Source organism: Pseudoalteromonas sp. G5_S1_14_S5 (assembly GCF_054968605.1).
On the sequence record NZ_JBQKUM010000285.1, the window covers coordinates 1 to 234 of the forward strand.

Consider the following 234-nt stretch of genomic DNA (forward strand, 5'->3'; position numbering starts at 1 on the left):
CAATATTGCCGACGATGGAAACTGCACTTTGCTAAGAAAACGGCCAATGTGACCCCCACCATGACCTACATGGGTCGATACCTAAAGCGGCCACCGATATCGGCGTCTAGGTTACGACATGATTTCCAAGGAGGATTAGTGACATTTGATTATCTTAATCATAGGAATGGTCAGACGGAATCCCTCATTTTGAGTCCAGAAGCTCTGATAGAGCGCATGATTGAGCATATTCCT

The 234-nt window shown here is 45.7% G+C and carries 1 protein-coding gene; it reads left to right on the forward strand.

What is annotated here, in order from left to right:
- Nucleotides 1-234, forward strand: a 234-nt coding sequence (locus ACTRWI_RS22915) for a transposase (protein ID WP_499133967.1), incomplete at both ends; no start/stop codon positions are given.